This window comes from Streptomyces calvus (genome assembly GCF_006782915.1).
GTDB lineage: Bacteria > Actinomycetota > Actinomycetes > Streptomycetales > Streptomycetaceae > Streptomyces > Streptomyces calvus.
This window is the reverse complement of sequence record NZ_VCNP01000058.1, coordinates 222,692-247,891: the sequence shown is the minus strand read 5'-3', so window position 1 is coordinate 247,891 and position 25,200 is coordinate 222,692. Positions and strand designations below refer to the sequence as shown.

18 protein-coding genes are annotated in these 25,200 nt (G+C 73.3%); 11 read left to right on the top strand and 7 right to left on the bottom strand.

Going from position 1 to position 25,200, the window contains the following annotated elements:
• Positions 1-32 precede the first annotated feature (32 nt).
• The gene (locus FGW31_RS33960) at positions 33-5,084 is read right to left on the bottom strand and encodes a hypothetical protein (RefSeq protein WP_142197456.1); all 5,052 of its coding nucleotides are present in this window, start codon (positions 5,082-5,084) and stop codon (positions 33-35) included.
• A complete protein-coding gene (locus tag FGW31_RS33955) occupies positions 5,081-5,935 on the bottom strand; it encodes a DUF4132 domain-containing protein (RefSeq protein WP_142197455.1) in 855 nt (284 codons plus the stop codon). The genes FGW31_RS33960 and FGW31_RS33955 overlap by 4 nt, the downstream gene beginning before the upstream one ends.
• A 449-nt stretch (positions 5,936-6,384) precedes the next feature.
• On the opposite strand from FGW31_RS33955, the gene FGW31_RS33950 reads away from it, so the two are divergent.
• Both FGW31_RS33950 and FGW31_RS33945 read left to right on the top strand, forming a co-directional pair.
• Positions 6,385-6,600 carry a hypothetical protein gene (locus FGW31_RS33950; protein WP_142197454.1) on the top strand — a complete coding sequence of 72 codons (216 nt, stop codon included), beginning with the start codon at positions 6,385-6,387 and terminating at the stop codon, positions 6,598-6,600.
• 948 nt (positions 6,601-7,548) lie between these two features.
• Entirely contained in the window at positions 7,549-8,685 is a 1,137-nt protein-coding gene (locus tag FGW31_RS33945) for a methyltransferase (protein WP_142197453.1), read from the top strand.
• Positions 8,686-8,816: 131 nt separating this feature from the next.
• On the opposite strand, the gene FGW31_RS33940 is transcribed toward FGW31_RS33945, so the two are convergent.
• On the bottom strand, positions 8,817-9,554 hold the full coding sequence (locus tag FGW31_RS33940; protein WP_142197452.1) for a phosphotransferase: 738 nt from the start codon (positions 9,552-9,554) through the stop codon (positions 8,817-8,819).
• Between the two features lie 36 nt (positions 9,555-9,590).
• On the opposite strand from FGW31_RS33940, the gene FGW31_RS33935 reads away from it, so the two are divergent.
• The 6 genes from FGW31_RS33935 to FGW31_RS33910 all read left to right on the top strand — a co-directional run bounded on the left by FGW31_RS33935 (position 9,591) and on the right by FGW31_RS33910 (position 15,664).
• Positions 9,591-10,160, top strand: a complete 570-nt coding sequence (locus tag FGW31_RS33935; protein ID WP_142197451.1) for a YrhB domain-containing protein — start codon at positions 9,591-9,593, stop codon at positions 10,158-10,160.
• Positions 10,161-10,326: 166 nt separating this feature from the next.
• Complete coding sequence (locus FGW31_RS33930) at positions 10,327-11,082, top strand: carbonic anhydrase (RefSeq protein ID WP_142197450.1); 756 nt, start codon at positions 10,327-10,329, stop codon at positions 11,080-11,082.
• A gap of 243 nt (positions 11,083-11,325) precedes the next feature.
• The gene (locus tag FGW31_RS33925) at positions 11,326-12,315 is read left to right on the top strand and encodes a GlxA family transcriptional regulator (protein WP_142197449.1); all 990 of its coding nucleotides are present in this window, start codon (positions 11,326-11,328) and stop codon (positions 12,313-12,315) included.
• 142 nt (positions 12,316-12,457) lie between these two features.
• Positions 12,458-13,096 (top strand): HD domain-containing protein, encoded by a 639-nt coding sequence (locus FGW31_RS33920; RefSeq protein ID WP_142197448.1) that lies wholly within the window; start codon positions 12,458-12,460, stop codon positions 13,094-13,096.
• 159 nt (positions 13,097-13,255) lie between these two features.
• Positions 13,256-13,936, top strand: a complete 681-nt coding sequence (locus tag FGW31_RS33915) for a TetR/AcrR family transcriptional regulator (protein ID WP_142197447.1) — start codon at positions 13,256-13,258, stop codon at positions 13,934-13,936.
• Positions 13,937-14,101: 165 nt separating this feature from the next.
• Positions 14,102-15,664: an MDR family MFS transporter gene (locus FGW31_RS33910; protein WP_182675157.1), complete on the top strand. Its 1,563-nt coding sequence runs from the start codon at positions 14,102-14,104 to the stop codon at positions 15,662-15,664.
• A gap of 103 nt (positions 15,665-15,767) precedes the next feature.
• Here the strand turns inward: FGW31_RS33910 and FGW31_RS33905 are convergent, their stop codons facing one another.
• The 4 genes from FGW31_RS33905 to FGW31_RS33890 all read right to left on the bottom strand — a co-directional run bounded on the left by FGW31_RS33905 (position 15,768) and on the right by FGW31_RS33890 (position 20,960).
• Positions 15,768-16,703: a carbohydrate ABC transporter permease gene (locus FGW31_RS33905; protein WP_142197445.1), complete on the bottom strand. Its 936-nt coding sequence runs from the start codon at positions 16,701-16,703 to the stop codon at positions 15,768-15,770.
• A 1-nt stretch (position 16,704) separates the two neighbouring features.
• Positions 16,705-17,637: a carbohydrate ABC transporter permease gene (locus FGW31_RS33900; protein ID WP_142197444.1), complete on the bottom strand. Its 933-nt coding sequence runs from the start codon at positions 17,635-17,637 to the stop codon at positions 16,705-16,707.
• Positions 17,638-17,659: 22 nt separating this feature from the next.
• Positions 17,660-19,030 (bottom strand): extracellular solute-binding protein, encoded by a 1,371-nt coding sequence (locus FGW31_RS33895; RefSeq protein ID WP_142197443.1) that lies wholly within the window; start codon positions 19,028-19,030, stop codon positions 17,660-17,662.
• 103 nt (positions 19,031-19,133) lie between these two features.
• Positions 19,134-20,960, bottom strand: coding sequence for a glycoside hydrolase family 2 protein (locus FGW31_RS33890; RefSeq protein WP_142197442.1), 1,827 nt, complete (start codon positions 20,958-20,960; stop codon positions 19,134-19,136).
• A gap of 175 nt (positions 20,961-21,135) precedes the next feature.
• Between FGW31_RS33890 and FGW31_RS33885 the strand changes: the two genes are divergently transcribed.
• The 3 genes from FGW31_RS33885 to FGW31_RS33875 all read left to right on the top strand — a co-directional run bounded on the left by FGW31_RS33885 (position 21,136) and on the right by FGW31_RS33875 (position 25,196).
• Positions 21,136-22,149 carry a LacI family DNA-binding transcriptional regulator gene (locus FGW31_RS33885; RefSeq protein ID WP_142197441.1) on the top strand — a complete coding sequence of 338 codons (1,014 nt, stop codon included), beginning with the start codon at positions 21,136-21,138 and terminating at the stop codon, positions 22,147-22,149.
• A 201-nt stretch (positions 22,150-22,350) separates the two neighbouring features.
• Positions 22,351-23,382, top strand: a complete 1,032-nt coding sequence (locus FGW31_RS33880; protein ID WP_142197440.1) for a LacI family DNA-binding transcriptional regulator — start codon at positions 22,351-22,353, stop codon at positions 23,380-23,382.
• A 719-nt stretch (positions 23,383-24,101) separates the two neighbouring features.
• The gene (locus FGW31_RS33875) at positions 24,102-25,196 is read left to right on the top strand and encodes an ABC transporter substrate-binding protein (RefSeq protein WP_142197439.1); all 1,095 of its coding nucleotides are present in this window, start codon (positions 24,102-24,104) and stop codon (positions 25,194-25,196) included.
• The last annotated feature ends 4 nt before the right edge of the window (positions 25,197-25,200 follow it).

Here is a 25,200-nt window from a genome sequence, read left to right as displayed (position 1 = left end):
TGCGGTGTCTTCCGGGTGCGGGTGGACGGTGGTCATCGGCGGCGGCCCTTGCGGGTGGCGCGGGTGGTGAGTTCCTCGTAGGCCGGGGCGTCGCCGGCGCGGACCCGGTCCCACGCGCGGTGGAACAGGTCGGGCACCGGCATCAGCGGCACCGCACGGGAGGTGCCGCCGACCGGGTAGAGGCCCTGCTTCCAGATCTCCACCGGCAGCGCGGGCGACTTCAGGTCCAGCCAGCCGCACGGCAGGAAGAGGGTGCGCCCGGCGCGGGCCCGCTTCGCCTCGACGACCGGGCCGGCGGCGGCCAGTTCGGCTCGGGCCTTCTTCATGCGGGCGGGTTTCCAGCCGGTCCAGCGGGCGCAGTTGCGGTCCGTCGGGTCGGGCAGGGCCAGCAGTTGCAGGTAGAGCGCGGCCGCGTCCTCGCCCAGGCCGTGGGTCTCGGCGACCTCGGCGACCAGGCCGGGCACACTGACCGTCGGGTCCTGGGCGTGGCCGGTGGGGCCTTCGGGATCGATGCCGGCCGTGACGGCGCGCAGGAGTTCCTCGTCCAGGAGGGTCCGCAGGGCCTGCAGGCCCTCGCCGCGTCCCGGTCCGACGAGCCCTGCGACCAGTGCGAGGACGGGGTCGTCGGACCCGGTGAGGGCGGCCGGGCGGACCAGGACGGTCTCCTGGTCGCCGTACCAGGGGCGCAGGACCAGTGCCTCGCCGACCGGGGTGGAGCCGTGGGCGTCGGCGCCGCCGGTGGCGGGCAGTCCGTACGCCTTGCGCAGTTCGACGGCGGTCGACGAGCCCGTTTCCGTCCACGCCACGTCGAGGTCCAGCAGCAGTTCCTGGTCGGCGACGCGGCGGCGCAGCGCGGCCAGTCCGTCCGGCAGCAGGGCGCGCAGCGGGTGCCCGTACGGCAGGGAGTAGGCGAGGCCGGCCAGAGTGGTCACGGCGCGTACCAGGTGGTACCGGCCGGGCAGGGCGCGGGGGTCGTCCGGGACGAGGTTGCCGTCCTTGTCCGGCCGTTGCACGGTGGTGCGGCTGATCCATGGGGTGCGGCCGGGGTTGAGCACCTCCTCGGCGGAGCCGGTGGCCACGCCGGCCAGGGTGAGGTCGGCGGCGAGGTCCTCGGGCAGGCGGACCATCCCGTCGAGGCGCTCGCTCCACACCCGGCCCGCCGCGCCGGTGTCCGGCCCGGTCGTCCACAGGTCGGCGGGGTCGTCGGGCAGCAGTGCGCCGACGAGCGCCGCCTGGTCGGCGAAACCCAGCGAGGTGAGGAGGGCGTCGCCGAGCTGTTTCTGCCGCGGCTTCAGCCCGGTGGTGGCGCTCACCTCGTCGGTGTGCTGCGCCGGCTTGCCGGCGAGCAGCAGGGCCGCCTGCACGGGTCCGAGTCCGTCGCGTGTCGCGGCGGCGAGTGCGGCGGGCGCGTCCGGCTGCCAGGGCGCGGCGCCCTTGTCCCGGATCAGGTCGGTGACCGCGGTCAGTGCGTCGGCGGGGAACACCGGTGGGTGCGCGGTCTCGCGTTCCAGGGTGAAGTGCGCGATCGCGCCGAACGCGCCGGCCGGGTCGTGGTCCAGGGCCAGCCACCACACGCGCCCGTGGGGGCGGCCCGCGGTGTGGCTGCCGAGGACGACGACGGTGCGGCCGTCGCGGCGCAGCACCTGGCCGGTGCGGTCCTGCGTGCCGTGCGGTTCGCCGAGCACGACCTCGCGCAGTGCTCCCCCGGGTGCGGCCAGCGGGCCGTCGGCGACGGCCTCGAACAGCAGGAGCAGCGCCCGGCGGTGGGCCGGTGTCAGGGCGGGTGAGGCGGCGCGGTAGGCGAGCGGGCGCAGCACGCCCAGCACGGCCGGCCAGCTCGTGCCGATGCCGGGGACGGTGAATTCCTCGCTGCTCCAGCCGTCTGCGGGCCCGGTGAGCCGGCAGGTGTCGGGCAGGGGCCTGCCGTCGGCGGGCCGGCCGGACAGGACGTGGTTGACGGCACGGATCTGACGCAGTGCGTTCCACCGCGGTGTGCTGCTCCACCAGCCGTGCAGGTGGGCGAGTCCGGCAGTCGCCTCGCGCAGCGTCCGGTCGTCGCCGTCCTCGGGGCTGTAGTCGGCGAACATGCCTTCGGCGTGCCGGCGTTCGGTCCTGGGACGTTCCACGGGAGGCTGCACGAAGCCGGCGACGGACTCGGCGAGGCGCAGCACCGCGTGCACGAGGGCGGTGACGCCGGTGAGCAGACGGGGGTCGGTGAGGGCGGGCACGCGGTCGGCGACCACTGCGCGCAGGACCTCGTCGGCGCTCGGCACGGCGGGCTCGGCGGTGGTGTCCCCGGCGTCGTGGTGCGGCGCGGACGGCCGGTCCGCGCCGGCGGCGGCCGCCGCAACCTTCGCCTGCCGCTCCGCCAGTGTCCGGGCCCCGGCGCGCAGCAGCGCGTCCGCCTGCTCGTCGGTCAGGGACCGCAGGGCCGCCGAGGCTTCCTCGTCGCGCGGCCGCAGCGCGTGCCAGAAGTCGACGGGCGGGACGAGGGGCGTGCCCGCCGCGAACTCGCCGCCGCGCTGCAGCGGTGTGATCCGGCCGAGTTCCCGCGCTCCGGTGCCGTCGCCGTCGGTGGTGTACAGGGCGACCTGGCGGTGCAGGGCGACGACGACGGGCTCGGCGCCGCCGGGCAGTCGCAGCGCGCCGAGCGGCACGCCGGGCATCCGGGTGCCTGTCCCGGGCACGGTGACGGTCCGGCCGTCCGGTGTGCCGACGGTGGTGCGCGTCTCGCCGTTCTCGCCCTCGGTACGCACCCAGCGGCCGAGGACGGTGCCGTCCGTGCCGAACGGGCTGTGCTCCAGGCCGGGTTGGAGGGGCAGCACCGAGCAGTGCTGCTGGAGCAGGGTGGCCCCGTCCCGGATGCCGGACCGCAGGAACGCGGGCAGCGAGGCCCGGCCGTGGGTGCCGGTGGCCGGGTCGTACTCCAGCCACACCTGCCGTCGCCCCTGCCGGCCCTGGCGCCAGTAGGACGTTCCGTCGCCGAGGACGGGCCGGGCGGGCGGTACGACGGTGTCGCCGGCGTGCAGGACGCGGCCGCCGGTGGCGCGGCCGCCGCCGGGCAGCGGGATGGAGGTGTTGCCCGCGTCGGTACGGCCGTACCAGTGCGAGAGCCTTTCGCCGCCGAGCGGGAACACCTCGGTGGGGCGGTTCGACCAGTAGGCGTGCTGTTTGCCGTCCTGGTGCCAGACGACCAGCAGTTCGCCGTCGGTGTAGCGGAACGACGGCCGCTGCCAGCGGCCCAGTTCGACCGGCAGCCGCAGGTCGTGTTCGAGCAGGATGTCCTGCGGTCCGACGACGATCGCCTTGTTGCCGCGGGAGAGGATCAGCGCCGGCCATGCCTCGTGGACGGCGAGGGTGTCGTCGCGGCCGCGTCGGGTCTCGGCGTCGAGCCGCCGCAGCGCCTCCTCGAGGGCGGGCCAGCCCAGTTCGTCGGGGATGCCGGCGCGCAGGGTGCGGCCCAGCAGTGGTGCGACGTCGAGTGCGGCGGCGCGGGCGACGGCCTGTTCACCGACCCGGGCGGCGACCGCGCGGAACGGGCGCAGGCGTTCCAGTGCCTCGCGGGCGGCGGGCAGTCCGGCGGCGGCGTGCAGGTCGCCCGCGGCGTCGTCCAGCCACTCGCGCAGTACGCCGGCCAGGACGGGGTGTCCGGCCAGTTCCTCCAGCAACGCGGGGTCGGGGCGGTGGCCGCCGAGTTTCCCGACCGACCTGTACAGCAGGTTCCGGCAGCGCGGGTGCGCGGCGAGCGCCGTCAGGTCGCGCTGTCCGGGCCGGTTCTCCTTCAGCCACTGGCTGACGGGGAGGTGGACGTCCTGGTCGGTCGCGGGCAGGGTCAGCGGCACGTCCTCGGCCACGCACAGGTCGAGCAGGTCCAGGTCGGCTCCGGCGTGCCAGCGGCCGGTGAAGAGGTCCACGGGCCGCCCCTGGGCGCGCAGGCGCGGGGCCATGCGCTCCACGAGCGCGAGGGTGGCGGGCGAGCGTCCGCCGGCGGAGCCGCCGTGCTTGCGGTGCAGGGCCCAGCGGCTGAGCCAGTCCGCCGCGTCGACGCCGTCGGCCGGGTCCTCGCCCGTCAGCAGCCGGTCGGCGCCGGTCTCGGCGAGCAGTGCCAGCCAGAACTCGTCGTCGCCGGTTGAGCGGCCCAGCCCGGCCGGCATGATCTCCAGCAGCCGGCTCCGTACGTCCGGCCGCTGTCCGGCCAGGAGGACGAGGGTCGCCCGGTAGGTGTTCCAGAAGGAGGCGGGGGCGCGTACCGCGGCCGGGGACGCGATCAGGTCGGCGACCAGCGCGCACTCCTCGGTGGCCCGGTCCAGTCCGGCGGCCTTGATCAGGGCGCGTGCGTCCTGGGGCAGGGACGCGTACGGCGGCATGCCGGCCGCGCAGCGCTCCACGGACAGCTGCCGGAACTGCGCCCAGGCCTCGCCCGGCGCGAGCCGTGCCGCGAGGTCCTTCACGTGCTCCTTGAGCGCCTTGACCGTGAGTGCTCCGGCGAAGGCGAACTCCAGGAAGACGGCCCGCTGCCGTTCCTCGTCGACGGTGAGCGCGTGCACGCGCTCCGCCTCGCGGGCCTTGCCGAAGAAGGCCGAGGCGTAGGTGGTGTTCTCGTGCTGGAGGAAGACGCGGGCGGCCTGTTCGTAGAAGGTGGGCAGGAAGTGCGGCACGGTGCGGCCGAGCCGCTCGCCGAGCGCTTCGAAGCCCTCCTTCGCGGTGCCGGGCCGGGACTTGGCCTGCCGGGCGAGCCGTTCGACGTCCCTGACCAGGGCCAGCGCGTGGTGTCCGTTCGCCGGGTCGTTGACCAGGGCCCATGCGGGGAAGCCGAGGGTTTCCCGGCGGACCTGGCCGACCTCGCGGGTCTCCGGCTCGCGGACCAGTCCGAGGAAGTCCAGGGCGAGGTCCTCGGCCTCGCCGAGCGTGCCCGGCACCAGCCGGACGATCTTCCGCTCGTCCAGGGCGGTGTGGGTGTAGGTGCGGACGGTGAGGACGTCGGCGTCCTCCCGGTCCGTGGTGCCCGGGGGCAGGACGGCTCCGGCGTCGAGCAGCGCGGCGGAGGTGGTGTCGTCGTGGGTGGTGCCGTCGTACGTCGTCATGCCGCACGCTCCTCGTCCTCGATGTCGCGTCCGGCGTACAGTGCGGCTGCCATGCGCATGCCCTCCGACCAGGTCACCGGCCCCACCTGGCCGAGCTTCAGCACGCGGCCCGCCTGGTCGGTGAAGAGCAGCGGGCCCGTCTCGGTCTCCTCGTAGCCGTCGTAGTCGCCGACCCACACGCGGGCCTCGACGGTGCGGCCGTCCTCGTGCACCGAGCACACGGCGTGGCCTCCGCGCACCCGGTATCCCAGCTGGGTGACACGGCCGTGCAGGAACCGCAGTTCCTTGAAGGCGCCGCCCGCGTGGTCCTCGACGGAGGTGGCCTCCGTGTCCAGCGTGGCGGGCCGGCGCCACACCTCGCGGAAGAGCTGCTGGGCGCGCTGCTCGATGCCTATCTCGACGGCGAACTCGCGCAGTTCCTCCAGCTCGTCCAGGAGCACCGGGTGCGGCAGGCGGACCAGGTCGGGCGTGAGCCGGACGGTGTCGCCGTCGAGGTCGACCAGGCCGAGACCGCGCTCGGGGTCGGCGTCCCGCAGGAATCCGGCCACCACGCCGTCCGCTCCGGTGACCACGAGGTCGCGCAGCGCGGCCTGCCAGGCCGGGTCCGGCCACACCCGTGCCAGTACCTCGAACGGCACCGGCAGCGAGCGCACCATCCAGCGTTCCACGTCGGTCAGGCACTGCCGTTCGTGCCGTTCCAGCCATTCGACGAGCTGACGCAGCCCCACCACCGCGGGGTCGTCGGCGATTTTCGGCGGAACGGATTTCAGCCGCCGCCCGGCCGCGTTGCGGCACACCACCTTGCCGTCGTCGAGGGCGACTTCGTAGCCGCCGGCCGACACCCACCCCATGCGTGCCTCCGCATCCGCAATGATCAAGTGACGGGAACTGTAGAGGAGGCCTCTGACAACGGGGCCGGCCGGTGGACGGAAGGGCGGCCTCCGGTGCCGCCGTACGCACTGCGGGCGGTTTCCGGCGGACGATGGGCCGGCTTTCGGGCACGGGCGTACACCGGCCGCGCGCCGATCCGGGGCAGCGTCCGCACGCCGCGATCCGGGGCAGCGTCCGCACGCCGCGATCCGGGGCAGCGTCCGCGCGCGGTCCTCGGTCGGCGGGGCGCCCGGGTCGGAGAGGGCGCGAGGCGCCGGCGGGCCGCTTCCCCTCCAGGGCCGGTGCCGGGGGCGGTGGGCCGGGCGGGGCCATCAGGGTGGTGACGGACGTGTCGGACTGCCGTCCCGGGCCCGGCTGGCCATCCTTGGTCGCACACGGACCCCCCTTTTCCAGCGACGAGGAGCACGGCATGTCCACGGACCCGGTCGGACGATTCCTGGCAGCTCTGGACCCGGAGCACCGGGATGCCGTCGGCGCCAGACCGCGCGGGGAACAGGAGCGCCTCGCGGCGGCCTGGGAGCGGGAGCTGGAGGCCGACGACGAGCTCGACTCCCTCGACGAGCTGTCCCCGCCGGCGGCGGAGGCCGAGGCGGCCCGCCGGGTCCTGCAACGCGAACTCGGTTGACGAGACGGCGAGTTCGCCCGCTCGCCGGCCCGACGACTCCCGCGCCGGAGGCGGCCTCACGCGCGCGCCGGATCCCTGTCGCCCTCTTCGCCCGGTTGCACCGGAGGACCCCCTCCGGTAAAGTGGAGGACTCCCTCCACTCATGAGCCTCCTCGTGAGGACAGCGAAGAAGGGAAGCATGGAGAATCCCGACTCACGCGTCCGCCTGCGGCGCATACGCCTTCCCGGAACCGTCGCGGCCGACGGCGGCCCTCGCACCGATCCCGGACAGCGGCCCGACGGCTCGCACGGCCGACTGCCGGACCGCACCGACCGGCCGACCGGCGGGCCCCTCACGCTTGCGGCGCCACCCGACGCGCGGCCCGACCGGTGCGGTGCCACGGCCGCCACCCACGGCTCGTTTTGACCCCGGCCGCCCGTCGCCGACCGACGGGCGGCCGGGGTCAGTTGCCCACGCCGAGCCCGGACATGCACTCCGGACCACAGCCGGCGGTTGCCGGCCCTCACCCCGGCGGACGACGAGTCCCGCGAGACGACGAGGCCCGTGAACGGCCGGCCCTGCTGCGGGGTGCTCGGCACCGAGGAGTTGCCCGCAGGGCCGACGGACGACTCCGCACGGCGAGGCGGACGGTTGTCGTCCGTCGGCCGTGGGTGACGTCGCCGGAAGCGCCGGCCGCCCGGCTGCGGCCGTACCGGTGCGCGCCGGGCCGGGCGGGCCGTTTGGCAGCCGGGCGGCACCTGTGCAACTCTCCTGACCACTCCTCCGAAAGGGCACCTGACATGCTCGGCATGGTTCTCTGGGACGTCCGCTGTCGCGCTTCGACGCGAGAGCGGTAACCGTCACCTGCCTCGACGCACACGCCTGTCCCGTGGACAGGCGTCGGTTCTGCCTGCTCCTCGTCGAAGTGCTCTTCGTGCCCCCGCACGTTCGATCACGAGGAGTTCGTGGTGTCCACGATCCACTGGACCGAAGGTTCCGTCCGCCGGTCCGCCCGCTGGCATTCCGAGAACGGCACGCCCCTGCCCCGCCGGACCGTCGTCGTCGACGACCGGACCAGGGCCGACGACGCCTACCACCACGCCTGCGCGGGAACGGCCCTGCTGTGGCGGGGCGACTTCCACAACGCCCGTCACCTGCTGCAGGCGATGGGCCGCCGCATCGACCGCACACCGCCCACTCCCGGCACGTCCCCCGCCGAGACCTACCGTCTGCACCGGCGCGACAGCGGCCACCGCGCCCGTGTCCTCGGCAGGCTGCTGGTGCTGCTGGACGACGACTACGGCCTGGCGTTGCGCCGGGCCCCCGACGTCCGCCGGGCGTGTCTGGAGGCCTACGGCCCGCCGAAGGGCCCCATGGCGGTGTCGCTGCGGGAGCTGCTGGGGGTGACGGGCGCTCACCAGTGGCGCCTGAAAGGAGTCGAGGTGCCGATGCTCGGCGCCCGCGTCCATCCGCACTACGACGTGTTCGCCCCCGTCAGGGGCGAGTACGTCGACCTGGTCGCCGAGGCACCGCTGCCACCGGCGGTCCGTTGTGCTCCCGCCGGCGCCATGGCCTTCGACCTCGGCACGGGCACCGGCGTCCTCGCCGCGGTCCTGGCCCGGCGGGGCATCGGGCGGGTCGTGGCCACCGACATCAGCCCGCGCGCGCTGGCCTGCGCCGAGGAGAACGTCCGGCGGCTCGCACTCACCGGCCGTGTCCAGGTGTGGGGCCCCGGCCTGTTCCCGGAAGGCCGCGCCGACCTCGTCGTGTGCAACCCGCCCTGGATCCCGGCCCGTCCGACCGGCCCTGTCGAGCAGGGCGTCTTCGATCCGGACGGCGCGATGCTCCACGGTTTCCTCGCCGGGCTCGCCGCCCGTCTCCGACCGGGCGGCGAGGGCTGGCTCGTCCTGTCCGACCTGGCGGAACTCCTCGGCCTGCGGACACGCGCGCACCTGCTCGACGCCGTCCGGGCGGCTCACCTGCGCGTGGTGGACAGGATCGACACCAGGCCCCGGCACCGGCGCTCCAGGGACACCACCGACCCGCTCCACGCGGCGCGCCGTGCGGAAACCACGTCCCTGTGGCGGCTGACCACCGCGGCCTGACCGGTCCCGGGTGCCGGGCAGGGTACCGGCGCCCGGCCGGTCCCGAGCGGGCGTCCGGTCGGGACCGGCCGGGCGAGCGGGCGTCCGGGCGAGCGGGCAGCCGGTCGGGCGGGCGGCCGGTCCCGGGCGCGTCAGCGCAACGCGTCCTCGAAGACGGCCCGGTGTTCGAGGACCCATTGGTGGGCCCTGCGCACGCCGGTGACCACTCCGGCGTCGCGCAGCCGGCGCATCGCGGGATCGCCCGCGGCCGCCCCGCTCCGGATGCCGCGCCGGCAGCGGTCCTGCCACCACAGGACCGTGGACACGAGCTGCCGCCGGTCCGTCAGCCCGTAGCTGTCGGCGATCAGGCGCACCCGACGGGCCGCCGCCGCGACGTCGGTCACCGACGGGCCCAGGCCCAGGTACTGCCAGCAGACATGGGCGACGTCGTGGATCCGCGCGCCGGGCGCCGCCAGGTCCCAGTCGATGAAGGCCACCGGTCGCAGCTCGCCGTCCACCGGCCGGTAGACGGTGTTCTTGGGCGAGAGGTCGTTGTGGCACACCACCTCCTCGCCACCGGCCAACGCCGTGCCGGCCGTGAGGTCGTGGAAGGCGCGGACGAGCCGGGCGACGGCCGCCAGGCTCTCGTCCGAGGAGACGGCGGCCGGCTGACGCGGCTCCCAGGCCACATGTCCGTCGAGGTAGCCGAGGACCTCGCGCCCCTCGTCGTCCGTACCGAGGTACCGCGGGGCCCCGTCCCAGCCGGCCGCCTCGAACCATCTCAGCAGGGCCCACACGAACTCCGGGCGGGCCGGCGGGGAACGGCGGACGGTGTCCCCGACCCTGACGACCCCGCTGACGAAACCTCCGGGCAGGTGCGACTCGGGCATGGCCCCATTCTGCAGTCCGCACCGGATACTGGGCCCGTGATCGACCGGGAAGCCGCCGTCCGCATCGTCGAGGAAGAACTCGCCCGCGAGGACGAGAGGTGCGCCGCCCGGGGCGTGCATCCCGTGCGTACGGTCGTGACCACGGTCGAGGAGCACGAGCTGGTGTGGATCGTGGGACGGCAGTCCGAGGAGTTCGTACGCACCGGCAGTCGGGACGCCATGCTCATCGGTGTCGGGCCGTACCTGGTCGACCGTGTCGACGGAGGACTGCACCGGATCGGCGTCCTGTCCGCCATGGGCGGCGACTGGGAGGCCGACTACCGGGTCCGCATCCGGGGGCAGACCATCCGTACGGCCGTGGACGACCTGCACGACGAGCTACGGCGGGCCGCCGCCGCGCACGGGACCATGACGGCGGTGCGTGTGCTGCGGCGGCGGCTGGCGGACCTCACTCCCGCGCAGGCCCTCGCGTACGTCCGAGGACTGCTGGACGGCGAGGTTCCGGCCCCTCTCGTGGCCGTGGCGGTGCAGCGGCTCGTCGAGCCACTCGACCCGGTGCTCGCCGTGACCACCGTCCGCCCGGGAGGAACCCGCCCCACCGGCTGACGGCGGTCCGGGGGCGGAGGTTCCGTACGTCTGTCAAGGTCCGGGGGCCGGGTCACCGTGGCGCCCGTCAAGAGCTGATCAACGTCTCATCATGAACTCCCCATGACGAGGCCATGGTTCGGCAGGGCAGCGGAACGCACCCCTTCCTCGCTCATACGTTCCCTGCGTGAACACCGATTCCCCTACGGGGTCCCCGCAGTCTCCCGACCGGAAGCCGCCGCGCCGCCTGCTCCTGCGCTCCGCCGTCACCGGTGCCGCCGCCGTCGGCACCGCTGTCGCCGCCGGCACCGCCGGCGCCGCCCCGGCGGCCGCCGCCGGTTCCCGCGCCCGCAAACGTCCCGCCACGCCCGAGGACGCCCTGCGCGAACTGGCGGCCGGCAACCGGCGCTGGCGCACCTACCGGGAGCGGCACCCGGACGAGACACGCGCCGTGCGCGAGGCACTGGTTTCCGGTCAGCACCCGTTCGCCGTGGTGCTCAGCTGCATCGACTCCCGCGTTCCCCCGGAGCTGGTGTTCGACCAGGGGCTCGGGGACCTGATGACCGTGCGCAGCGCCGGGCAGGTCCTGGACGAGGCGGTGCTCGGCAGCGTCGCCTACGGTGTGCTCGAACTGGACGTCCCGCTGGTCCTGGTGCTCGGACACCAGTCGTGCGGGGCCGTGCGCGCCGCCGTCGAGTGTGAGGAGTCCGGGGAGCGGCTGCCCGCCCACATCCAGTACATCGCCGACCGGATAGCCCCGGCCATCGACCACGGCCACCAGGGCGAGGAACGCATCGACGCGACCGTCGACGCCAACATCCGGCTCGTCCGCGACCGGTTGGCGTCCGAACCGGACCTGGCCGCCCGCCTGTCCACCGGCCGGCTGGCCGTCGTCGGGGCCCGCTACGAGCTGACCAGCCAGCTCGTGCACCGCGTGGACTGACGGCCGGCACCGCACGGCGCGCCGGTCCCGCGGCGCGCCGACGGCACCGGTGCCGCGCCCGACGCCCCGCACGCCGTGCACGCCGTGCACGCCCCGCATACCCGCATACCCGCATACCCGCATGCCGCGCACGCCGCGGCGGCGTCGAGCGCCCTCCGCGGTCCGCGTGCGGCGCCCGCACGCAGCACAATGTGGCTGTGCGGGCTCCGGCGCGGAGCCGGGATCGTCTCGAGGTGAGGACGGATGGAACCGCGGGAGCACCACGTCGGCTTCCTGGTGTTCGACGGAATGAAGATGCTGGATCTGTCCGGCCCGGCGGAGGTGTTCAGCGAGGCCGGCCGGTTTGGCGCCCGCTACCGGCTGAGCATCGTGTCGGCCGGCGGGAAGCCCGTGTGCTCGTCCATCGGCCTGCGGGTGCCGGTCGACGCGGACGCCGGCGACGCCCCCGCCTTCGACACCCTGCTCGTGGTGGGCGGCGACCGGCTGCCCGCCTCCCCCGTCGACCCCGCGCTCGCCGCGGCGGCACGGAATCTGGCATCGCGGGCGGGGCGGGTCGCCTCCATCTGCACCGGCGCGTTCGTCCTGGCGGCGGCGGGTCTGCTCGACGGCAGGCGGGCGACGACGCACTGGCAGCACACCGCGCTGCTGGCCCGTGTCTGCCCGACGGCGCGGGTGGAACCCGACGCGATCTTCGTCAGGGACGGCACGACCTACACCTCGGCCGGGGTGACCGCCGGCATCGATCTCGCGCTCGCACTGGTGGAGGCCGACCACGGACCGGACCTGACGCGCGGCGTCGCCCGTTCGCTCGTGGTGTACATGCAGCGTTCCGGCGGGCAGTCGCAGTTCTCCGCCTCCCTCCAGGGACCGGCCCCGCAGACGCCCGTGCTGCGGCTGGTGCAGGACGCGGTCCAGGCCGACCCGACGGCCGATCACAGCCTCGGCGCGCTGGCCGCGCGGGTCCGGGTCAGTCCCCGGCATCTGACCCGGATGTTCCGCGACGAGCTGGACACCACGCCGATGAAGTACGTGGAGCTGATCCGCTTCGACCGGGCGAAGGCGCTGCTGGACGCCGGGCACAACGCCACCGAGGCGGCGGCACTGTCGGGGTTCCCCAGCTACGAGAGCCTGCGGCGCGCGTTCGCACGTCACCTGGGCCTGTCGCCGACCAGGTACCGGCAGCGGTTCACCACGACGGGCGCCGGCTCCCGCACCTCCCCGCGCGGCGCCTGACACCCCGCCCGGCAAGTGTGGCCGTTCGTGAGGGATTGTCGGCCGTTCCGTAGCGGACGCGCGGTCCTCGGCGGGCGGATGGTGGAGCTGTCCGGTCGGTGTCCCGACCGGCTCCGCGCACCACCTGCCCGAGGAGACCGTCATGAGTGAAGTGATCGCCGGCATCGCGATCCCCGACAGCAAGCTGGCCCAGGCCGCGACCGACCTGATCCGCGACACGACACCGCCGCTGATCTTCCACCACTCCCGCCGGGTGTACCTGTTCGGCAGTCTGCAGGCCGCGGCGCTGGGGCTGCGCCCCGACCCCGAACTGCTGTACGTGGCCGCCATGTTCCACGACACGGGCCTGGTGGCGCCGTACCGCAGTGACGACCAGCGCTTCGAGATGGACGGCGCCGACCAGGCCCGCGCGTTCCTGTTGACGCACGGGCTGTCCGAGAGCGACGCGGAGAAGGTGTGGACGGCCGTCGCCCTGCACACCACCCCGGAGGTGCCCTACAAGCTGGCCCCCGAGATCGCCGCCACGACGGCGGGCGTGGAGACCGACGTGCTCGGCCTGAACCTCGCCCACATCACTCCGGCGCAGATCGACGAGGTCACCGCGGCCCACCCGCGGCCGGACTTCAAACGGCAGATCCTCCGGGCGTTCGCCGACGGGTTCCGGCACCGCCCGGACAGCACGTTCGGGACGGTGAACGCGGACGTCCTGGAGCACTTCGTGCCGGGCTTCCGCCGGATCGACTTCGTCGACGTCATCCAGAACTCCGCCTGGCCGGAGTGAACGGAACGCAGGGTGCCACCGCGCCCGGCCGTCCGCAAGGCCCCGCCCCCTGCCCGCAGCCGGTGGCGGGGGCCCGCCGATACCGACGCACTGGCGACGATTGCGCCGGGTTCCCGCTCCGCAATCGCCAATTTTGCAGAGCCTGCATTTTTTCATACCATGCAAGACATGACGGGGAAGAACAGCGCGAACGGCGGACTGCGGGAGCGCAAGAAGCGGGCGACGCGCGCCGCCCTCGCGGAGGCCGCGGTGCGGCTCGCCGCCGAGCACGGCGCGGACAACGTCACGGTCGAGGCCATCAGCGCGGCGGCCGGTGTGTCCGTACGCACCTTCTTCAACTACTTCGACTCGCGTGACGACGCGTTCGTGGTCATCGACGCGGACGCGTCCGTCCGGGTCCGGCAGGCCCTGCTCGAAGCGCCGGCGGACCTCACCCCGCTCGACGCCCTGCGCGAGGCCCTCGCCGCGGAACTCACCGAGGCGGAACGGCAGCACGAGCTGTGGAGCCTGCACGCGGAGGTGCTGCGCAACTCACCGCACCTGCTGGTCCGCAGCCTCGGTGCCCACATGGCCGACGAGGCCGGACTCGCCGAGACGATCGCCCGGCGGATCAGCGGCACGGCCGCCGACCGCGCGGACGTCCCGCCGGACGAGGGCGGCCCGGGCGAGCGGGGCCGGGCACTCGACCTGTACCCGCGCCTGCTGGCGGCCGTGGCCGGCGCGGCGGTCCGGGTCAGCGTGCAGCACTGGTGCGACCGGCAGGACGAACTCGCCTTCGCCGACGTCTTCCGCGAGGTGTTCGCGCTGCTCGCCGCCGGACTCCCGGCACCCGAACGGTAGCCGCCCCGACGGGCGGCCGCCGGGCGGCGCGTACGCCGCCCGGGTGTCCTCGCCCTCCCCGCTCCCCCGCCCCCGCACCGGGGCGCGACCCGGCACTGCCCACCGATCGTCGAGAGAGAAACCGTGACCGCAGCACAGGCGCCCGACGCGGCGCCGCCCGCTCCCATGTCCAACCGGCAGATACTCCAGGCCATGTCCGGGCTCATGGCCGGCATGTTCGTGGCGATCCTGGCGGGCACCGTGGTGTCCAACGCACTGCCCACGATCATCACCGACCTGGGAGCGAGCCAGTCCTCCTACACCTGGGTCGTCACCGCCGAACTGCTCGCCATGACGGCGACCGTCCCGCTGTGGGGCAAGCTGTCCGACCTGTTCAACAAGAAGCTGCTGCTCCAGCTGTCGCTGGGCCTGTTCGTCGTCGGCTCGCTGCTGGCCGGCTTCTCGCACGGCGTCGGGCTGCTGATCTTCAGCCGGGTGGTCCAGGGCATCGGAGCGGGCGGACTCACCGCGCTCGCCCAGGTCGTCATGGCCGCGATCATCCCGCCCCGCAGGCTCGGCAAGTACGCCGGTGTCTTCGGTGCCGTGTTTGCCGTCGGCACGGTGGCCGGCCCGCTGGTCGGCGGCGTCCTGGTGGACACCTCCTGGCTGGGCTGGCGCTGGTGCTTCTTCATCGGCGTTCCGTTCGCGCTGCTCGCCATCGTGCTGCTCCAGCGCACGCTGAACCTGCCCGTGACCCGGCGCGAGGCGAAGATCGACTTCCTGGGTGCCTTCCTCATCGTCGCCGGTGTCTGCGCCCTGCTCATCTGGGTGACGCTGGCGGGCAACGAGTTCGACTGGGCGTCGTGGCAGACCGCCGCGCTGACCGGAACCGGTCTCGTGCTGCTGGCCGCCGCCGTGGTCGTCGAGGCCCGCACCCCCGAGCCGGTCATTCCGCTGGACATCTTCCGCAACCGCACCGTGACGCTCACCACCGTCGCCAGCCTGCTCGTCGGTGTCGCCATGTTCGGCGGCACGGTGTTCCTCTCCCAGTACTTCCAGGTGTCCCTCGGCAAGTCCCCCACCGTCGCCGGCCTGATGAGCCTGCCGATGATCATGGGCCTGCTGGTGTCGTCCACCGTGGCCGGGCAGGTCATCAGCAGGACCGGTGTGTGGAAGCGCTACCTGGTGGCCGGCGCGGTGATCATGACGGTCGGTCTGGGGCTGCTCTCCACCATCGGCGCGGACACGTCGTTCACGCTGCTCAGCCTCTACATGGCGGTGCTCGGCGTCGGCGTCGGCATGCTGATGCAGAACCTGGTGCTGGCCGCCCAGAACGACGTGCCCGCCGCCGAACTGGGCGCCGCGACGTCCGTGCTGTCGTTCTTCCGCAGCATGGGCGGCACCATCGGCACCAGCGTCCTCGGCGCGATCCTCGCCAACCGGGTCGCCACCGAGACGGCCAAGGGCATGGAGACGGCCGGCATTCCCGCAGGCGGCGGTGCCGGCGGCAGCGCGCACGGGGTCCCGGACATGAGCACCCTGCCCGAGCCGGTACGGGCGATCATCGAGCACGCCTACGGCGTCGCCACCGCCGATCTGTTCCTCATCGCCACACCGTGCGCCCTGCTGGCGCTGATCACGGTCGTCTTCCTCAAGGAGAAGCCGCTGAAGACGACCAGCGGCATGGAACGCCTCGCCGAGGAGTCCGCGCCCGCGGCGGACACCGGCAGGGCCACGCCGGTCGGCTGAGGCCCGGCGGGCGCCGGCCCCGGGCGCCGCTCCGCCCGGGGCTCCGCCGGCCCGGGACGGGCGGCGCGCGGTCCGGCGCGCCGCCGCCTCCCGTCCGGTCCGGTCACTGACCGCCCAGGCCGGTCGTCGCCACCGACTTCACGATGTGCCGCTGGAAGAAGACGAACACCAGCACCAGGGGCAGCGCGGCCAGCACCGAGGACGCCATCGTCTGCGCGTACTGCACGCCGTAGGCGTCCTTCACCGCGGTGATGCCGACCGGCAGGGTCATCAGCGCGGGGTCGGAGGTCGACACGAACGGCCACAGGAAGTTGTTCCACGCGCCGATGAACACGAAGATCGACACGGCGGCGAGCATGGGACGGGACAGCGGCAGCATCACCGAGCGGAAGATCCGCGCATGGCTCGCGCCGTCGATGCGGGCCGCCTCCTCCAGCTCGCGCGGGATCGTGTCGAAGTGCTTCTTCAGGATGAAGACCATCGCCGGAGCGACCGTCTGCGGCAGGATCACCGCCGCGTAGGTGTCCACCAGGTCCAGCGTCAGCATCTGCTGGAACCACGGCACGATCAGCAGCTGCGGCGGGACCAGGATCGACGCCATGGTGACCGTGAAGAGCCAGCGCCGGCCGCGGAAGAGCGTGCGGGAGAAGGCGTAGCCGGCCATCGCCGACACCGCGACGGTGACGACGGTGACGGCCGCGGCGATGAAGAAGCTGTTCAGCATCCACAGCGGCAGGTCGCCGCGCTCGATCACGGTGCGGAAGGCGTCCAGGGTGAAACCGCCCTGCGGCCAGATCCAGTGCAGCGGATCACTGGCGTCCTGCTCGGACTTGAGGGCCGTGAACGCCGCCCAGAACATCGGCAGCAGCCAGATCACCGCCAGCACCGCGAGGGCGGCCAGGGCCAGGGTGCGGGCCAGCGGGCCGGCGCCCAGGGTGAGGTTGGGCCCGCGCTGCACGGCCGGGCGGGCGCGGCGGGCGGCGGGCAGCGGGGAGACCGTGCGGCGCGCGGGCCGTGTCCGGACGTCGGTGGAGGTCATGTCACTTCTCCCTGCGGCGAAGGGCGACGAACTGCACGGCGGAGGCGAGCACGATGAACGCGAAGAAGACGTAGCTGATGGCGGAGGCGTAGCCGAGGCGGTAGCCGGTGAAGCCCATGTCGTAGAGGTACTCGACGACGGGACGGGTGGAGCCGTTGGGGCCGCCCTTGGTGAGCAGGTACACCTGGTCGAACACCTTCAGCGAGGCGAGGATCTGCAGGACCGTGATCACGCCGGTGATGCGCCGCAGCTGTGGCAGCGTCACGTGCCACAGCCGACGCCAGGCGCCGGCCCCGTCCAGCGCCGCCGCCTCGTACAGGTGGTCGGGCACGGTCTGCAGCGCCGCGAGGAACAGCAGGAAGTTGAAGCCGACGGTCCACCACAGGGTGGCGATGACGATCGCGTACAGGGCGATGGACTCGTCGCTCAGCCAGGCGTAGCCGTCCAGTCCGACCGCCTGCAGCAGGTGGTTGTACAGGCCGAGGTCCGGCTGGTACAGCCAGCCCCACAGCAGGCCGATCACACCGACCGGCAGCAGGTAAGGGGCGAAGAACGCGAGCCGCCACACCCACTGGCCGGGAAGGCCGGTGTGCACCAGCAGGGCCATGGCGAGGGCGACGGCCACCAGGGGCACGGTGGACACGACGGTGAACCAGACGGTGTTCCACATCGCGCGCCACATGTCGGCGTCGCCGAACGCCTCGGTGTAGTTGTCCAGCCCGATGAAGGACGGCTCGTGGGCGGCGAGCGAGGTGTCGGTGAGGCTCATCCAGACGCCCTGCACCATCGGCCAGAGCATGAACAGGGCGAACAGGACGAGGAAGGGCAGGGCGAAGAGCAGTCCGGGCGGGAGGGCGCGGCGTACCGCGGCGCCCAGTCCCCGGGGGGTGCGGTCGGCCCGTGGCCGGCCGGGGGAAGCGAGTGGGGTGGACATCTGCTGCCTCCTTCGCGGCGGCTCAGGCCGGACTGGGCTGGGACAGGGCGGTGTTGATCCGGTCGACCATGGCGCGGGCCGCGCGGTCGGGGGCGAGTCCGTCGAGCACGGCCCGCTGGAGCACCTGCGACATCGAGTTCTGGAAGTCGGATCCGGCCCCGGCGAACCAGACCGCCGGGTCGAGCACCACGTGGTCGGCGGCCACCGCGTAGCGGGACTGCGGCTCCAGCCGGGCGTAGTCCCGGGTGCGGGTGACCGGCTGGTACGCCGGGATGTGACCGGCCTTCGCCCAGACCTGCCCGGCCTTGAGGATCGCCGCGACCGCCTGGTGGGTGCGCCTGCGGTGGGCCTCGTCGGGGTCGGGGCGGCGCGGCAGCACGAAGGAGTGGGAGTCGGCGTAGACGGCGGGCGTGCCGAACACGGTCGGGAAGGGCGCGGCGCCGACCTCCGGGTCGGCGGCCCGGAAGGTGCCGAGCTCCCACTCGCCGGAGAGGATCATCCCGGTCTGCCGGTTGGTGAAGGCCGCGATGGCCGCCGGGTAGTCGAGGCGGCGCGGGTTGACGCGGCCGTCGACCAGCTTGCGCATGAAGGCGATGACCTCGGTCATCGCGTCGACGTTCGCGGTGACCCGGCCGCCGACGGGCAGGTCGAAGTCGTTCCCGGTCTGCCGGTAGAGCCCGTAGAACAACCGCCAGCCCTGGGCGGTGTCGTTGACGTAGCCGAAGGCGATGCCTTGCCGGCCGGAGGCCTTCGCCAGTTCCCGGCCCGCCTCCACGAACCGTTCGGGACCGGCGAAGGCGTCCAGGTCGAGGTCTCCGGCGCCCGTCAGCAGTCCGGCCTTGCGGGCGGTGTCCGGGTGGTAGAAGACGATGAACGGGTGGGTGTCCAGCGGTACGGCGTAGGTACGGCCCCGGTACTGGGTGCGGTTCCACACCGCGTCGGCGAAGTCCTGCTCCCGGACGCCGAACTCGGCCAGCAGTCCGGTGTCCCAGGAGTCGAGCAGTCCCAGGGGCGCGTAGCCGGCGAGGCGCGACATGTGGGAAACGGCGACGTCCGGTCCGCGCCCGCCGGCCGAGGCCATGGCGAGCTTGGTGTAGTAGGGCGGGCCCCATTCCAGGACGGTCCGCTCGACGCGGGTGCCGGGCATGTCGGGCCCCGCGACGCCGATGAGTTCGTCGAGCAGGGCGCCGTCGGCGCCGCTGAACAGGTCCCACATGCGCACGGTGCGCGGGTCCGACGCGGCGGCAGCGGAACCGCAGCCGGCGAGGGCCCCGCCGCCGAGGAGGACGGCGGCGGAGGCCAACGAGGCGCGCAGCAGGCCGCGTCGGGACAGCGCGGCGGGGTTACCTTCCGGCCTGGCGGAGGCGGCCCGTGGGCCAGGCAGGTCGACCATGGCACTACCTTTCTCTACATCGATGTACATCGCCGGCGGTTGCTGGGGACGCGACGTGCGCGCGGGTCCGGCTCCGGTCGCCCACCGGAGGGGTCCGGCGCGGTCAGTCGGTGGATTCGCAGGCGGCGCTGCGCTGTTGGATCCGGCGCAGTACGGCGGTGTCGAACTTCTCGCCGCGGTCGAAGCCGTAGACGCCGTTGCGCTCCTGGAAGACGTCGGTGAGCTGCGTGTAGCAGTAGCCGAACATGTCCGGGTCGTCGAGCAGCACGTCCACCAGGCCCTCGAAGCGGGTGAGGAACTCCTTGACGGTGCGCGGCCGTTCGCCGTAGCCCCAGGAGGTTCCGGTCTCGTCGCCGGCGGCGGTCGCGGCGGCCGCCGCGTCCCACCAGATCCCGCCGAACTCGCTGCAGAAGTAGGGCTGTCCGCGGTACGGGACGGACCAGGGGCGGCCGTCCGGGCCGGTGTTGACGTAGGGGCGGTCCTCGGCGAGGCCGGACATCGTCCGGGCGAACGCCTCGGGGTCCTGCTCGTAGCAGTGCGAGTCGTAGACGTCGGTCTCCGGCACGCGGTGGGCGTAGCCGGAGGCGTCGATCACCGGGCGGCTCGGGTCGGCCTGCTTGGTCGCCAGGAACATCGCCCGGGTCACGTCGTCGAGCGGGGTGATCCGGTCGTGCAGGTTCTGGTACGTCTCGTTCAGCGGGCACCAGCCGATGATCGACGGGTGGGAGTGGTCGCGTTCCAGGGCCTCGAGCCACTGCGCGACGTAACTGGCGTCCGGGCGCTGGTTGTCGTCGCGGACGCCGGTCTCGCAGCCCCAGTCGCCGAACTCGCCCCACACCAGGTAGCCGAGCCGGTCGGCGTGGTAGAGGTAGCGCTCCTCGAACACCTTCTGGTGCAGCCGGGCGCCGTTGAAGCCGGCGCGCAGCCCGAGTTCGATGTCGCGCACGAGGTCGGCGTCGGTGGGGGCGGTCATCAGGCCGTCCGGGTAGTAGCCCTGGTCGAGCACCAGCCGCTGGAAGACCGGGGCGCCGTTGAGCAGCACCCGCTTGCCGTGCACGGCGACCGACCGCAGCCCGGCGTACGAGGCGGCCTCGTCGACCACCGCGCCGTCGGCGTCGAGGAGTTGCAGGAGCAGGTCGTACAGGTGCGGGTCGGCCGGTGACCAGGTGCGCACCCGGTCCTCGGGGACGGTCAGCACCAGTCGGGGGCACAGGTCGAGGTCGGCGCGGGCGGAGGCGGTCACCACCTCGCCGTCCCCGTCGGAGAGCACGGCGCGCACCCGGTGGCCCGGCAGGTTGCCGGTGATCGGCAGGTCGACGTGGAAGGAGTTCGACCCGAGGTCGGGGGTGATCCGCGGGCGCTTGAGGCGGGCCGCGGACGGTACCGGCTCGAGCCAGACGGTCTGCCAGATGCCGGTGGTCCGGGTGTAGTGGCAGTGCGTGTTGGCGTACCAGGTGGCCTGCTTGCCGCGGGCCTGCGGGCCGTGCCGGCTGTCGCGGGCGCGGACCACGATCACGGCGTCCTCGCCGGGCGCGGCCACGCCGCGCAGTTCGGCGGTGAACGGGGTGAAGCCGCCGCGGTGTCGGGCCACCTCGGTGCCGTTGACCCAGACGGTGGCGTCGTGGTCGACCGCGCCGAAGTGCAGCAGCACGTCGGACCCGGACCACTCCCCGGGGATCGTCACCGTGCGCCGGTACCAGACGGCCTCCATGAAGTCGGTGTCGCCGATCCCCGACAGCTCGGACTCGGGGCAGAACGGCACGACGATCTCGCCGGTCAGGTCGCGGTCGCGCAGTCCGCGCTCCAGTCCGCTGTCCCCCCGGTCCGTCTCGAACTGCCAGCGGCCATTGAGATTCAGCCATGCCTCGCGGACGAACTGGGGCCGGGGGTACTCCGGACGCGGAACGTCCAGGGGCAGGGTCGTGCTCATGCTGCTCCTCGTCACTACGGGTGCGCTCGGTACGGGGTCATGCGACCATACGATTACATCGATGTAAATGGCGTGGTGGAAACTTTTCGACGACCGGTTCCGACCCGGTGCACGACGGCGCCCCTCGACGCTGCCGTTACGATCCGGGGGCACGGTGAGGAACGAGAAGGGAAGCATGGGCAGGCCCAGGATCAAGGACGTCGCGGAGTACGCCGGCGTCTCGGCCAAGACGGTGTCGAACGTCCTCAACGACTACGAGCACGTCTCCGAGCAGACCCGGGCCGCGGTGCGCGAGGCCATCGACGTCCTGGGCTACCGGGTCAACATCGCCGGACGCCAGCTGCGCCGGGGCCGCACCGGCATGATCGCGCTCGCCGTGCCGGACCTGGACATCGCCTACTTCGCCGAGCTGGCCCGGCACGTCATGGCGGAGACCGAGCGGCTCGGCAGCACCACGCTGCTGCTCGAGACCGGCGGGCGGCGCGAGAAGGAACTGGCCGCGGTGCGCGGGTTCGACGCCCAGTTCACCGACGGCGTCATCCTCTCGCCGCTCGCCCTGCTCCCCCGCGACCTGGCCGACCGCGACACCCGGCTGCCGCTGGTGCTGCTCGGCGAGTGCAACCTGCCGGGCAGCGCCGACCACGTGGCGATCGACAACGTCGCGGCGGCCCGCGAGGCGACCGAGCACCTGCTGGCGCGGGGCCGCCGGCGCATCGCGGTGGTCGGCGGCGACCTGCGCGGGACGCTGAACACCAGCCGGCTGCGCACCCTCGGCTACCAGGAGGCGCTGTCCGGGGCCGGGCTGGCCCTGCCCGACGAGCTCGTTCTTCCGGTGCCCGAGTTCCGCCGGGCGGACGGGGCCGCCGCCGCCCGCGGCCTGATGCGGCTGCCGGACCGGCCGGACGCGCTGCTCTGCCTCAACGACCACCTGGCGCTCGGCGCGGTGCGCGCCCTCCACGAGGACGGCTGGTCGGTTCCCGAGGACGTGGACGTGGTCGGGTTCGACGACATCGAGGCCACCCGGTTCAGCATCCCCACGATCACCACGGTCGCGCCGGACAAGCGCGGCATCGCGCGGCGGGCGGTACGGCTGCTGCTGGACCGGATCGAGGCCGGCGCACCGGGCGGTCCGGCGGTGGACGAGACGGCGGGGCACCGCCTGATCGTGCGGGAGAGTTCGGGAGCGTGAGGGCCGTTCCGCGCGGGCCGGACGGTGGAGGTGGGCGCGCCGCCGGGTCGACGGTTCCTGGTCCGCACGGCCTTGTCAGTGCCACCTGACGGCGTGTATAACGTTGTAAAACTTGAGCCCAGCGGCTCGGCGCACGGCTCATGGTCAGGGCACCGCATCCGCACCGGCCGACCGGGCCGGGCCGCTCACGAAGGGATTGCCGTGCCGGTCAGCCTCAAGGACGTCGCCGCGCACGCGGGGGTCTCGATCAAGACCGTCTCCAACGTGGTGAACAACTACCAGCACGTCACCCCCGCCATGCGCGAGCGCGTCCAGAGATCCATCGACGCACTCGGCTACCAGCCCAACCTCGCCGCCAGGCACCTGCGCAAAGGGCGCACCGGCATCATCGCGCTCGCCCTGCCCGAACTCGGCAACCCCTACTTCGCCGAACTCGCCGCCTCCGTCATCGACACCGCGGCCCAGCACGACTACATCGTGCTCCTCGACCACACGGGCGGACTGCGCGAGCAGGAACTGCTGGTGAGCCAGGGATTCCGGGCCCGGGTGATCGACGGCCTCATCCTCAGCCCCATCGAGCTGGAGACGGAGGACCTGCGCGACCGCGCCCACGACGTGCCGCTGGTGCTGCTCGGCGAACGGGACTACGACCTGCCGTACGACCACATCGCCATCGACAACGTCGCGGCGGCCCGCGCCGCCGTGCGGCACCTGATCGATCTGGGGCGCCGGGACGTGGCGTTCATCGGCGCCCGCCGCGGGCGCAGCGAACCCGCCCAACTGCGCGTGCGGGGCTGGCGCGAGGAGCTGACCGCCGCGGGGCTGCCGGCCGACGAACGGCTCGTCGCGGCCACCGACGGCTGGGGGCACGCCGACGGCGCGTCGGCGATGAACCACATCCTGGACAGCGGCCGGCGGCCCGACGCCGTGTTCGCCTACAACGACCCGATGGCGATCGGGGCGATGCGGGTGCTGCACGAGCGGGGACTGCGGGTGCCGGAGGACATCGCCGTCGTCGGCTTCGACGACGTGATCGAGGGGCGTTTCGGCGCGGTCACCCTCACGTCCGTGTCCCCGGACAAGGCCGCCATCGGGCGGCTGGCGGTGGAATCGGTCCTCGCCAGGCTCCACGACCGGGCCACGGAACACCGCCGCGTCTCGGCCCCGTACCGGCTCGTCGAGCGGGAGAGCACCCTGGGCCGCCCGGCGGCCCAGAGGCGCACGGACTCCTGACACGGTGACGTCCACGGCCGCGCGGCGATCCGCCCCGCGGCCGTACGCGGCCGCCGGGCCGCCCGTGCCGTCCGCTCCGTGAACGCGGAACCCCGCGTCGGGGCGGTGCGGGAACACGGACGTGCACCGTCCTCGTTTCACCGGCCGGCGGGCACGCTCCGCCCCTGCCGGCCGGCCGTCTGCTGTCGCAGCGCCTGCCGCGTGACCTCGCGGGCCCGGCCCGGTCCCGGTCGCCGGTGCATGCGCGCTGACCGCCGCCGCACCTGTCGCGGTCAAGGTGCGCCCTTGGCGACGCCCGTTTCGCCGTCCGGGACCGGTGTCCGGCCCCGGACACCCACCGCGCCCCGCCCGGAATCCCACGACTGGCACGGCCACGGCCCGGGCACCGCTTCTCCCGGAGTGCCCGCGAGGGCCGTGCACCGGGCGCGCCGCGAAGACGGAAGGCGCCGTACGGGGCCCGTTTCACGGCGCACGGCAGCACGCGCTTACCGCGCCGGACCCGTCCCGTGCGGCACCGCCTCTCGCCTCGCCCCGCCCCTCCCTTCGCCCGCCGCACCGCGTTCCCACCTTGTGCGCAGGGGGTTTACAGCATCCTTCCAACGATGTAAAACCTCCTTTGCGGCGCACCGGACGCCGCCCGCAGAGGGGGAGCAGCACCACTCATGCGCGGCTTCCCGCTCCCCATTCACCTTTTCAGCGTCACCCGGATCGGGGTCACCATGCAGCGCACCACTCACCGTTCCCGCCTCCTCGCCCGTCCCGTGGCCGTGGCCTTGGCCGCCGCCGTGGCCCTGACCGCCAGCTCCTGTGCCAAGTCGGAGGACGACGCGTCGGGCGACAAGAAGCCCTCGGCGGCCGCCGACGCCGGCCAGAAGGTCGTCACGCCGAAGCCGGGCAGCAAGACCTGCACCATCGAGGCCTACGGCGGCAAGAAGATCGACCTCGAGGACGCCACGGTCGGCTTCTCCCAGTCGGAGAAGGAGGCCAACCCGTTCCGCATCGCGGAGACGCAGTCCATCAAGGACGAGGCGGCCAGGAGAGGCGTCAAGCTGCTGACGGCCAACGCCCAGTCGCAGTTCTCCAAGCAGATCAGCGACGTCCAGGACCTGCTCGCCAAGGGCGCCGACCTGCTGGTGATCGCGCCGCTCAACTCCGACGGCTGGGACCCGGTGCTGCAGGCCGCCGCCGCCAAGAAGGTGCCGATCGTCACCATCGACCGCAAGATCAACGCCACGGCCTGCAAGGACTACGTCTCCTTCATCGCCTCGGACTTCGTCGAGCAGGGCCGGCGCGCCGCCGACCAGATGATCGAGGCCACCGGCGGCAAGGGCGAGGTCGCCATCCTGCTCGGCTCGGCCGGGAACAACGTCACCACCGAACGCACCAAGGGCTTCAAGGAGCGCGTCGCCGAGAAGGCCCCCGGGCTGAAGGTGGTCTTCGAGCAGACCGGTGACTTCACCCGCGAGAAGGGCCAGCAGGTCACCGAGCAGCTCATCCAGTCCAAGCCCGGCATCAAGGGCATCTACGCGGAGAACGACGAGATGGGCCTCGGCGCGGTGGCCGCGCTCAAGGGCGCCGGCAAGAAGGCCGGCGACGTCAAGATCGTCACGGTCGACGGCACGCGCAACGCCGTCCAGGGCGTCGTCGACGGCTGGATCAGCGGCGTCATCGAGTCCAACCCGAGGTTCGGCCCGCTGGCGTTCCAGACGCTGGACACCTTCACCCAGGGCAAGGAAGTCCCGCAGGACATCGTGATCCAGGACAGCGCCTACGACGCCGACAACGCCGAGCAGGACCTCGGCAAGGCCTACTGATCCG

Bases quoted from the DNA above. Each gene is read 5' to 3' on its own strand.
- FGW31_RS33960 (WP_142197456.1), bottom strand. From the start codon at position 5,084: ATGACGACGTACGACGGCACCACCCACGACGACACCACCTCCGCCGCG.
- FGW31_RS33955 (WP_142197455.1), bottom strand. From the start codon at position 5,935: ATGGGGTGGGTGTCGGCCGGCGGCTACGAAGTCGCCCTCGACGACGGC.
- FGW31_RS33950 (WP_142197454.1), top strand. From the start codon at position 6,385: ATGTCCACGGACCCGGTCGGACGATTCCTGGCAGCTCTGGACCCGGAG.
- FGW31_RS33940 (WP_142197452.1), bottom strand. From the start codon at position 9,554: ATGCCCGAGTCGCACCTGCCCGGAGGTTTCGTCAGCGGGGTCGTCAGG.
- FGW31_RS33925 (WP_142197449.1), top strand. From the start codon at position 11,326: ATGGAACCGCGGGAGCACCACGTCGGCTTCCTGGTGTTCGACGGAATG.
- FGW31_RS33920 (WP_142197448.1), top strand. From the start codon at position 12,458: ATGAGTGAAGTGATCGCCGGCATCGCGATCCCCGACAGCAAGCTGGCC.
- FGW31_RS33915 (WP_142197447.1), top strand. From the start codon at position 13,256: ATGCAAGACATGACGGGGAAGAACAGCGCGAACGGCGGACTGCGGGAG.
- FGW31_RS33910 (WP_182675157.1), top strand. From the start codon at position 14,102: ATGTCCAACCGGCAGATACTCCAGGCCATGTCCGGGCTCATGGCCGGC.
- FGW31_RS33905 (WP_142197445.1), bottom strand. From the start codon at position 16,703: ATGACCTCCACCGACGTCCGGACACGGCCCGCGCGCCGCACGGTCTCC.
- FGW31_RS33900 (WP_142197444.1), bottom strand. From the start codon at position 17,637: ATGTCCACCCCACTCGCTTCCCCCGGCCGGCCACGGGCCGACCGCACC.
- FGW31_RS33895 (WP_142197443.1), bottom strand. From the start codon at position 19,030: ATGGTCGACCTGCCTGGCCCACGGGCCGCCTCCGCCAGGCCGGAAGGT.
- FGW31_RS33890 (WP_142197442.1), bottom strand. From the start codon at position 20,960: ATGAGCACGACCCTGCCCCTGGACGTTCCGCGTCCGGAGTACCCCCGG.
- FGW31_RS33885 (WP_142197441.1), top strand. From the start codon at position 21,136: ATGGGCAGGCCCAGGATCAAGGACGTCGCGGAGTACGCCGGCGTCTCG.
- FGW31_RS33875 (WP_142197439.1), top strand. From the start codon at position 24,102: ATGCAGCGCACCACTCACCGTTCCCGCCTCCTCGCCCGTCCCGTGGCC.